This window comes from Pigmentiphaga sp. (assembly GCF_019689535.1).
Taxonomy (GTDB): domain Bacteria; phylum Pseudomonadota; class Gammaproteobacteria; order Burkholderiales; family Burkholderiaceae_B; genus Pigmentiphaga.
Window position 1 is genome coordinate 1 of the sequence record NZ_JADGHH010000132.1, and the last position, 9,932, is coordinate 9,932.

The following is a 9,932-nucleotide window of genomic DNA, read 5'->3' on the forward strand; positions in this document are numbered from 1 at the left end:
GGCGAGGGGCATGCCAGTGGAACAGGGTGTGGGCCCAGGGCGGGCGCCGTCGGCCGGTATGTAACCATGCGACGGGGACTCGGGATAGGGCCGCTCGGACAGCAAAGACCGAGCTCAAGCGTGCCGAACTTTTGCGGCGTTCCAGCCTCAAACCCCCAGGCCGAGGGCGGCGCCGCGGCGGGAACCTGTGTTATCTTGGTCCTTGGAATGCGGCCAGCCGGCCCCATTTACGAGAAAAGTGAAGATGCCCCGGAATGCGGGGCCATGCGATCAATCATGGCATTGCTACCCATTCTCCATTATCCCGACGCGCGCTTGCACAAGAAGGCCAAGCCGGTAGCGGTGGTCGACGACCGGGTTCGCCGCATCGTGCGCGACATGGCCGAAACCATGTACGCTGCGCCGGGCATCGGGCTGGCGGCCACCCAGGTAGACATCCACGAACGCATCGTGGTGATCGATGTCTCCGAAGACCATAGCGATCTGCTCGTCCTCATCAATCCCGTCATCACCTGGAAAAGCGAAGAAACGCAGGTGTATGAGGAAGGCTGCCTGTCGGTTCCCGGCATCTACGACGAAGTCAAGCGCGCGGCCCGGATCAAGGTAGAGGCGACCAACGAGAAGGGCGAGCGCTACGAGTTCGAGGCGGACGGGCTGCTGGCGGTCTGCGTGCAGCACGAGCTCGACCACTTGGATGGCAAGGTGTTCGTGGAGTACCTATCCCAGCTCAAGCAAAGCCGGATCAAGACCAAGCTGCGCAAGCTGCAGGCAGCCTAGCGCCCCTGCCTGGGGCGCGGGTCACGGTATCATTCCCCTCTCGAATCACACCCCGCGTTACGTCCTGGAAGCGGTAGCCTGCGCTTGAACGGGCTCTCATGGATGAGGCCAGTCCAAGGGGGAGCTTCCTTGCGGCGTTGCGCAACCGGCGTCTTTTGCCGGCCTGGCGGCCGCGAGCACCGGCGGCGAGGCAGGAGGCCTCGCGCTGCGCGGCGCAGGGTTTCCCTTGGATTTCAAATGCGATTAGCCTTTGCCGGTACGCCGGAATTCGCCCGAGTCGCCTTGAAGGCGCTGCTTGCCGCCGGGCATGAGATCGTCCTCGTCCTGACCCAGCCCGACCGGCCTGCCGGCCGCGGCTTGAAGCTGACCCCCAGCCCGGTCAAGACCGAGGCGCAGGCAGCCGGCATATCCGTGATCCAGCCACGCAGCCTGCGCCTGGACGGCAAGTTTCCCGAAGAGGCCGCGCAGGCGCACGAGTCCTTGCGCGGGGCCAATGTGGACGCGATGATCGTGGCAGCCTACGGCTTGATCCTGCCGCAGTCCGTGCTCGACATGCCCCGTTTTGGCTGCCTGAACATCCATGCCAGCCTGCTGCCGCGCTGGCGGGGGGCAGCCCCGATCCAGCGCGCCATCGAGGCAGGCGACGGCGAGACGGGCGTCACCATCATGCAGATGGATGCCGGCCTGGATACGGGCGACATGCTACTCAAGGAGGCGATCCCGATCGGGCCGGACCAAACCGCCGGCGAGCTGCACGACCGGCTGGCCGCACTGGGTGGGGAATTGATCGTACAGGCGCTCTCGCGGCTGGAAGCCGGCGAGCTGGTTGCCACGCCGCAGCCCGAAGACGGCGTGACCTACGCGGCAAAGCTGGGCAAGGCCGAAGCTGCCCTCGATTGCACCCGGCCGGCCGACGAACTGGCGCGCCGCGTCCGGGCGTTCAATCCGGTCCCCGGCGCCACGCTGCGCCTGCCGGGGCTCGCCGAGCCGGTCAAGGTGTGGCGGGCCCGGGCGCTGGAAACGCAGGCGGGCGCTGCCCCGGGCAGCGTCCTGGCGGCCGGCCCCGAGGGCATCGACGTGGCCACTGGCCGGGGCGTGTTGCGCTTGACCGAACTGCAGAAAGCCGGAGGCAAGCGCCAGCCGGTGGACGTGTTCGTGCGAGGTTGGCAACCTGGAGCCGCCGGATGACCCAGTCCGCATCCGCCGGCGCCCACTCGGCGCCGTTATCGGAAGTCCTGCTCAACGCGGCACGCGCAGTCCAGGGCGTGCTCGCCGGGGTCTCGCTCACGGATGCCCTGGCGCGCCTGCCCGCGCCGCTGCGTCCCGCGGCACAGGCGGTGTCGTTCCATGCCATGCGCTATCTGGGCCGGGCCCGCGCCGTCAAGCAACACCTCATCGCGCGCAAGCCTGCCGACCCGCTGTTGGATGCGCTGTTGCTGACGGCGTTTTCCCTGCTGGTCGTCGACGAGCGCGAGACCGCGGCATCGGGCGTCAAGTACGCCCCCCACACCGTGGTCGACCAGGCTGTCCGGGCGGCGTCCGGCCAACGTTCGCTGGCGCCTTTCAAAGGCTTGGTCAACGGTAGCCTGCGACGGTTCTTGCGTGAGCGCGACGGGGTGCTCGCCGCGGTGGCGCGCCGGCCCGAGGCCGTCTGGAACCATCCGGAGTGGTGGGTGAGGCGACTGCGCATCGATTATCCGGATCACTGGGAGACGCTGCTGCGCGCCGCGAACCAGCCCCCGGCGATGGTCCTGCGCGTCAATCGCCGCCGGGCCGACCGGGAAGCCGTGCGGCAGGCTTTCCGCGACGCCGGCATCGAGGCCTGGCCGGTAGGCGAGGTGGGGCTGGCGTTGGCGCAGGCGCGGCCCGTCCACCAATTGCCCGGGTTCATCGAAGGGTGGTGGTCGGTCCAGGATGCCGCCGCACAGCTGGCTGCGCCGCTGTTGCAGGTGCGGGACGGCATGCGGGTGCTCGATGCGTGCGCCGCCCCGGGCGGCAAGACGGCGCATTTGCTGGAGTTGGCCGACCTCGATCTACTCGCGCTGGATGTCGATGCCGAGCGGCTCGCAAGGGTGGACGCCAACCTGGAGAGGCTGGGGCTCTCGGCCCGCACGAAGGCGGCAGACGTCGCTGACCTGGACGGCTGGTGGGATGGAAAGCCTTTCGATGCCGTGCTGGCCGACGTGCCATGCTCGGCATCGGGCATCGTCCGGCGGCATCCGGACATCCGGTGGCTGCGCCGGGAAAGCGACATCGATGCCACCGCAGCGTTGCAGGCGAAGATCGTCGACGCCTTGTGGCAGGTGGTGGCGCCCGGTGGTAAATTGCTTTACGCAACCTGCTCGATTTTCCCCGCGGAGGGGGTCAAGCAAGCCGAAGCCTTCCAGCTGCGGCACTCCGACGCGAAGCGGTTGCCTGCACCGGGGCAATTGCTTACGCAGGCGGAGCCTGATCGGCCGGCCGAGCAGCACGATGGTTTTTTCTACGCGTTGTTTGCCAAGGTTTGATCATCTTCCGACTTCTTCGCGTCGTCCACCTGCCGGCCCTGCTCCTGGTGCTGTTCTGGAACAGCATGGTTGCGGCCGCCGAGCCGGCCGTCCAGTCCGTGACGGTGACCGAGCGCGGTCGCGACCTCCTGCTGAGCGCAGACGTTTCCCTGAATCTGAATAGCCAGTTGGAAGATGCGGTCTCGCGCGGGCTGCCGCTGTATTTCTCCGTCGAGGTAGAGATCAGGCGGCCGCGCTGGTACTGGTTCGACGAAGTCGTGCTCTCTTCCACCCAGAGCTGGCGCATCGTCCACAATCCGCTTACGCGGCAGTGGCGGGTACATACGGGCAACCTGGCGCTGCCCGTGGGGTCGCTCGCGGAAGCCTTGTCCGTCGTGCGCCACGTGCGCAATTGGCGCATCGGCGACCGCGACCAGTTGCGCGCCGAGGAACGTTACGCAGGGCGGCTCAGGGTGCGCTTCGACATTTCGCAGCTTTCCAAGCCGTTCCAGGTCAATGCGCTCAATAGCAGCGACTGGTCGCTTGCGACGCCGTGGACGGAGTTCGAGGTGCGCATCGGCAAGGAGGCATCGGCGCCGGCCAATGCCGCGCCTGCGCCTTCCCCCCAACCGGGCTTACCTCCTCCGCCCGTGCCGCCACCAGGGCCAGGTGGCGCGTCGCCCACGACCGCTCCCGGCCAGGCCGCCCCGTCGTCATACCCGCAGGAATCCGCGACGGCTCCAGCCAGGCCGTCGCCCGCCCCTCATCCTTCCAACGACAGCCCTAGGCCTGGTCATTCCGGCAACGCCGACTCGCCTGGCGGGCATGGCTTGGCCTTGCCCGGCGCCGCTTCAGGCCATCGCCCCGGGGTGGGGTTGTCGCCGCCCGCGGAGTCCCCATGATGCGTATCCGTCGCGTGCGGCTCATGAACCGTTTCTTGCGCGTCCTGCTTGGCGTGGCAGGCATCAGCGCGCTGCTGCTCTTGTTCCTGCTTGCCTGGTCTACCGGCAACTCGTCGCGCCTGGAAGAGCATTACGCGCTCCTGCTCGGGCTGAACGCAATCGTGGCCCTGGTGCTATTCGTCTGGGTAGTCGTGCTTGCCGTGCGCCTGGGCAGCCAGCTGCGGCGCGGCCAGTTCGGCGCCAAGCTGACCTCGCGCTTCGCCCTCGCGTTTGCGTTGGTGGGTGTGGTGCCCGGGGTATTGATCTACATGCTGTCGGTGCAGTTCCTGTCCCGCTCCATCGAATCCTGGTTCAATGTCCGGGTCGACACCGCGCTCGAATCGGGGCTGAACCTCGGCCGGGCCGCGCTGGATTCGCAGCTGCAGGAGATGAACGCCAAGGCACGCACGATGTCGATCGAGTTGGGCGATACGCCGGAAGCGAGCATCGGTTTGTCGCTGACGCGCTTGCGGGAGCAGGTGGGCGTGCAGGAGGCCATGGTATTCACCGCCAGCGGGCGGGTCCTCGCCTGGTCCACCAATACCTACGGTTCGCTCGTGCCGGAGGCGCCTCCGCCCCAGATCCTGCGGCAATTGAGAATTTCGCGGTCGTATGCGGCGGCGGAGGCGAACAGCGCCTCCAGCCCGACGACGCTGGAGGGCGTGCAGGGGCCGTTGGGCACCACGCGCGATACGCCCAACGGCGGCGCGTTGAGGCTGCGCGTGATCGTGCCGATCGCTCCGTTGGGGGGCTTCGAGTTGCCCGGTGTCCCGGAGTCGCGCTATTTGCAGCTGATGCAGGCTGTGCCCGACCAGATCGCGCGCAATGCCGAGGAGGTGCAGAGCGGGTACCGGGATTACCAGGAGCTCTCGCTTTCGCGCGTGGGGTTGCGCAAGCTGTACGGCATCACGCTGACGCTGGCATTGCTGCTGGCGGTGTTCGCTGCCATCGCGGCGGCCTTCTCGCTGTCCTCGCGCCTGGTGCGCCCCTTGCTCCGGTTGGCCGAAGGCACCCAGGCGGTCGGGGTTGGCGACTATCGCCCTATTCCCGAGCCGCCCCAGCGCGACGAACTGGGGCAGCTGACCCGCTCTTTCAATGCCATGACGCGCCAGCTCGAGGAGGCGCGGCGCATGGTCGAGAGCAACCGGCGCCAGCTCGAACGCAGCAACGTGTACCTGGAAAGCATTCTGTCGAATTTGTCGTCGGGGGTGCTGGTGTTCGACGAGGCGTTTCGCGTGACGATGGTCAACCGCGGCGCGCAGCAGATCCTGCGGGTGGATCTGCGCGCGGTGACCGGCCGCCCCCTGGAGACGGTCGACGGCCTGACGGATTTCGCCCAGACCATACGGACCGCGTTCGCCGAGCATGCCGCCGCGGGCACGGGCCGCCAATACTGGCAACAGCAATTCGAGATCGTGCGGCCGCCGCCGGCCGATGCCGCGCACGAGGGAGAAAGTAACAAATCCGGCTTCGCGTCGGACGACAATACGATTACCCTGCTGGCCCGAGGATCGCATTTGCCGGTCGCAGGTGCCAGCGGGGGCTATGTGGTAGTGTTCGACGATATCACCGAGGTTATTTCTGCGAATCGCGCCGTGGCGTGGGGTGAGGTGGCGCGGCGGCTGGCGCACGAGATCAAGAACCCGCTGACCCCCATCCAGTTGTCTGCCGAACGCATTGCCCTCAAGTTGGCCGATAAGCTGGCTCCGGCCGATGCGGAGATGTTGAAGCGGTCGACCACTACCATCATCAACCAGGTGAGCTCGATGCAGCGCATGGTGGACGATTTCCGCGAGTATGCGCGCACGCCCCCGGCCCAGCATCAGTTGCTCGATCTGAACGACCTGGTAGCAGAGGTATTGACGCTGTACGGCTGGGACCCCGCAGGCGGCGTGCTGAAAGCCGGCACGGGCAGCATCGCGCTGGCCGTCGAGCTCGAAGCGGGGCTGCCTCGCGTACGCGGCGATGCGACGCAGCTTCGGCAGGTCATCCACAACCTGATCGCCAACGCGCGCGACGCGATCGAGGAAAAGGCCAAAGAGGCTGCCAGGCAGTCGGGGGCAGCGGCGGAGCTGGGACCGGACGATCGCATCTCGGTCAGCACCCGGCTCATCAACACGCCCTTGCCCGACGGCCGCGACCATGCTTCGATCAAGTTCATGGTGACCGACACCGGAACCGGTTTCGCCGCCCGCATCCTGCAGCGCGCCTTCGAGCCTTACATTACGACCAAGGCGCGCGGCACGGGCCTCGGGTTGGCGATCGTCAAGAAAATCGTCGAAGAGCACGGAGGCAGAATTGATCTTGCGAACCGGCCCGAAGGAGGGGCAATGGTCTCTATACTATTTACTCGGATCGCCGGGGGTACCGATGCTGCACATGGCACCGCGCATTTGTCCGAGACTGCAGGGGCGCAGTCTGCGTAACAGAGGTTTCTAAGATATGGCCAGAATTTTGGTGGTTGACGACGAGGTCGGCATCCGCGAACTGCTGTCGGAGATTCTTTACGACGAGGGGCATACGGTCGATTTGGCCGAGAACGCCGCTGCAGCCCGCGCGCTGCGCGCCGCCCACCGTCCCGACGTGGTGCTGCTCGATATCTGGATGCCCGATACGGATGGCGTGACCTTGCTCAAGGAATGGGCGTCGCAAGACCTGCTCGACATGCCTGTGATCATGATGAGCGGCCACGCGACCATCGACACCGCGGTCGAGGCGACGCGCATTGGCGCAGTCGACTTTCTCGAGAAGCCCATCACCATGACCCGCCTGCTCAAGACCATCGCCGCGGCGCTCGAGCGCGGGCGCGCCGGCATCAAGCCCCCCCCGGCGCCCGCCGCCGCGCGTCCGGCATCGTCGCCCTACCCGGCATCGTCCCTGGCCGCAGGCGACGGCATGCGGGCGTCGAGCCCCAGCCTCGTATCGCCGGCCGAGCGCAATGCGGGCGCGCCCCCATCCGCGCACGATGCACAGGCCCGGTCTCCGCTCCTGTCCGTTTCGCTCGACCTGCCCCTGCGCGAAGCGCGCGACGCATTCGAGCGCGTCTATTTCGAGCACCACCTGGCGCGCGAAGGGGGCAGCATGACCCGCGTGGCAGACAAGACAGGCCTGGAGCGCACCCACTTGTATCGCAAGCTCAAGCAGCTCGGGATCGAGCTGTCGCGCAAACGGAATGCGTAAGCCAGTCCGGCCTCGTGCGGCCTGAGCCGCAAGGCGGCGAACCGGGGAAGCGGGCCGCAATCGCCCGGATCGGGAGTGGGTGGCGGGCCGGAGCAGTGTTTTTGCGAGTACAATCTGGCCGTAAACGGCGATGCAGGCGAGTCCTCGCGGTGGATAAGTGACATGAAGATTCTGATACTCGGCGCGGGGCAAGTGGGGACCAGCGTTGCCGAGAACTTGGTGTCCGAGCACAACGACATCACGGTCATCGACACGGATGGCGCCCGGCTGGCGATGCTGCAGGACCGCCTGGACTTGCGCGGGCTGATGGGCAACGGCACGCATATTTCTACCTTGCAGGAAGCCGGCGCCGCAGACGCCGATCTGTTCATTTCCTGCGCCACTGCCGACGAGACCAATCTCGTGGCGTGCAAGCTTGCCAAGCGCGTGTTTAACGTGCCGCGCTGCATCGCCCGGGTCCGGTCGTCGGAGTTCCTCGACCATGAGGAACTGATGGGCGAGGACGGGTTCGATGTCGATCACTTGATCTGCCCCGAGCGCAGTGTCACGCGCTATATCGAGAAGCTGGTCGAGATCCCGGAAGCCTTGCAAGTGGTGGAATTTGCAGGCGGCAGGGTGTGTGCCGTTACCGTGCGGGCCGCCGCAGGCAGTCCGTTGGCCGGCCAGCCCATCCAGAGCCTGCGCGACCGCTTGCCCGCCGCCGACGTCCGCATCATTGCGATTTTCCGGAACGGCCGCCTGGTCAAGCCCGACGGCGACACCTGCATCGAACCGGCCGACGAGGTCTTGTTCCTGGCCGATACGCGCCACGTGCGCGCCATCATCCGCGAGCTGCGGGAGAGCGACAAGCGCGTCAAGCGCGTGATGATCGCCGGCGGGGGCAATATCGGGCTGAGGTTGGCCAAGAGCATCGGTGACCACTGCGACGTCAAGATCATCGAGCAAAACCGCAGGCGGTGCGAATTGCTGGCTACCCAGCTTCCCAGCCGCGTCCTTATCCTGAATGCCGACGCCACCGACGAGAATCTGCTCGAGGAAGAGAACGTCGCCGAAATGGATCTATTCCTCGCGCTGACCAGCGATGATGAAGACAACATCATGTCGTCGCTGCTCGCCAAGCGGATGGGGGCGCGCCGGGTGATCGCCCTGATCGGCCGCAAGAGTTATGGGGAGCTGATGGAGGGTGGCCGCATCGACATCGCGATCTCTCCGTCGGAGGCGACTATCGGCGAACTGCTCCGGTACGTCCGCCGCGGTGACGTCGTCGCCGTCCATCGCCTGCGGCACGGTGTCACCGAGGCCTTGGAGGCGATCGCCCACGGCGACGCCAAGTCCTCCCAAGTGGTCGGCCGCCGCATCGAGGACATCAACCTGCCTGCCGGTGCGACGATAGGCGCCATCGTGCGCCATGAGGAAGTCTTGATGGCCCACCACGATACCGTCATCGAACCCGACGACCACGTCATCGTGTTCGTGGCGAACCAGCGGTTGATTGCGCAGGTGGAGAAACTCTTCCAGGTCTCGGCGACCTTCTTCTGACCCGGACCGCCCAGTCATGCGCAAACTGCTTCCGGTCTTGCACGTCCTGGGCCTGGTCATCGTCCTGTTCTCGATGACCATGGCGATTCCCCTGGCCGCGTCCTTCGTCTTCGCAGACGGCGCCAAGGATGCCTTCATCCGGGCCTTGGTCGCTGGTTTGGCGGCCGGGGCGCTGTTGAGCCTGGCGACCCGAAGCCGACGGCGCGAGTTGACGCCCCGGGATGGGTATCTGCTGGTCTCGCTCGTGTGGACGGTCGTGGCGGTGATCGCCATGCTGCCGCTGGTTTTTTATTACCGCCAAGCGGGCATGCCACTGTCGATCACCGACGCCTATTTCGAGGCCATGTCCGGATTGACGACGACTGGCGCCACCGTCCTGACGGGCCTGGATGCGCTGCCTCCGTCCATTAACGTCTGGCGCTGCACGCTGAACTGGATAGGAGGCATGGGCATCCTGGTGCTTGCCGTTGCCATCCTGCCCATGCTTGGGGCCGGCGGCAGCCAGATATTCCGGGCCGAAACCCCGGGCCCCATGAAGGACGAGAAGCTCACGCCGCGGATCACGGGTACCGCCAAGGGTTTGTACGCCATTTACATGCTGCTGTCCCTGGCTTGCGTCCTGGCGTACAGGGCGGCCGGACTGAACTGGTACGAAGCGTATTGCCACATGGCTTCCACCGTTGCCCTGGGGGGATTTTCGACGCGCGATGCGGGTTTTGCCGCTTTCTCGTCGCCGGCGGTCGAGCTGGTGGCCGTGGTGTTCATGGTCGTGGCCGGCATTAGTTTCACGCTGCATTTCCAGGCATTCCGCCGCCGCAGCCTCGAGCCGTATGCCCGCAGCACCGAAGCCAAGGCGTATCTCGCCGTGTTGGCGATTTCGGTCGCACTCATTACCGCGCTGCTGCTCGTGCGGGGGACGTACGATTCCTTTTGGACGGCCCTGCGTTATGCGCTGTTCAATACGGTATCGGTAGCGACCACGACGGGATTCGTGAGTACTGACTACTCC

General features: G+C 66.2%; 8 protein-coding genes. All 8 read left to right on the plus strand.

The annotated features are described in order from the left end of the window. The first annotated feature begins 276 nt into the window (after positions 1-276). On the plus strand, positions 277-777 hold the full coding sequence (gene def / locus IRZ12_RS12035) for a peptide deformylase (protein WP_296468711.1): 501 nt from the start codon (positions 277-279) through the stop codon (positions 775-777). Between the two features lie 237 nt (positions 778-1,014). Further along, a complete protein-coding gene (gene fmt / locus IRZ12_RS12040) occupies positions 1,015-1,965 on the plus strand; it encodes a methionyl-tRNA formyltransferase (RefSeq protein ID WP_296468713.1) in 951 nt (316 codons plus the stop codon). Further along, positions 1,962-3,284, plus strand: coding sequence for a 16S rRNA (cytosine(967)-C(5))-methyltransferase RsmB (gene rsmB / locus IRZ12_RS12045; RefSeq protein ID WP_296468715.1), 1,323 nt, complete (start codon positions 1,962-1,964; stop codon positions 3,282-3,284). The genes fmt and rsmB overlap by 4 nt, the downstream gene beginning before the upstream one ends. After that, positions 3,281-4,165, plus strand: a complete 885-nt coding sequence (locus tag IRZ12_RS12050) for a DUF4390 domain-containing protein (RefSeq protein ID WP_296468717.1) — start codon at positions 3,281-3,283, stop codon at positions 4,163-4,165. The genes rsmB and IRZ12_RS12050 overlap by 4 nt, the downstream gene beginning before the upstream one ends. 23 nt (positions 4,166-4,188) lie before the next feature. Next, a complete protein-coding gene (locus IRZ12_RS12055) occupies positions 4,189-6,630 on the plus strand; it encodes an ATP-binding protein (RefSeq protein WP_296468725.1) in 2,442 nt (813 codons plus the stop codon). A gap of 16 nt (positions 6,631-6,646) precedes the next feature. After that, positions 6,647-7,384 (plus strand): response regulator, encoded by a 738-nt coding sequence (locus IRZ12_RS12060; protein WP_296468719.1) that lies wholly within the window; start codon positions 6,647-6,649, stop codon positions 7,382-7,384. Positions 7,385-7,546: 162 nt separating this feature from the next. Further along, positions 7,547-8,923, plus strand: coding sequence for a Trk system potassium transporter TrkA (gene trkA / locus IRZ12_RS12065; RefSeq protein WP_296468721.1), 1,377 nt, complete (start codon positions 7,547-7,549; stop codon positions 8,921-8,923). A gap of 16 nt (positions 8,924-8,939) precedes the next feature. Beyond that, the coding region (locus IRZ12_RS12070) for a TrkH family potassium uptake protein (RefSeq protein WP_296468723.1) at positions 8,940-9,932 on the plus strand (993 nt) is incomplete at its 3' end.

Excerpts from the sequence above, each read along its gene's own strand:
- def (WP_296468711.1), top strand. The coding sequence starts at position 277 with ATGGCATTGCTACCCATTCTCCATTATCCCGACGCGCGCTTGCACAAG.
- fmt (WP_296468713.1), top strand. The coding sequence starts at position 1,015 with ATGCGATTAGCCTTTGCCGGTACGCCGGAATTCGCCCGAGTCGCCTTG.
- rsmB (WP_296468715.1), top strand. The coding sequence starts at position 1,962 with ATGACCCAGTCCGCATCCGCCGGCGCCCACTCGGCGCCGTTATCGGAA.
- IRZ12_RS12055 (WP_296468725.1), top strand. The coding sequence starts at position 4,189 with ATGAACCGTTTCTTGCGCGTCCTGCTTGGCGTGGCAGGCATCAGCGCG.
- IRZ12_RS12060 (WP_296468719.1), top strand. The coding sequence starts at position 6,647 with ATGGCCAGAATTTTGGTGGTTGACGACGAGGTCGGCATCCGCGAACTG.
- trkA (WP_296468721.1), top strand. The coding sequence starts at position 7,547 with ATGAAGATTCTGATACTCGGCGCGGGGCAAGTGGGGACCAGCGTTGCC.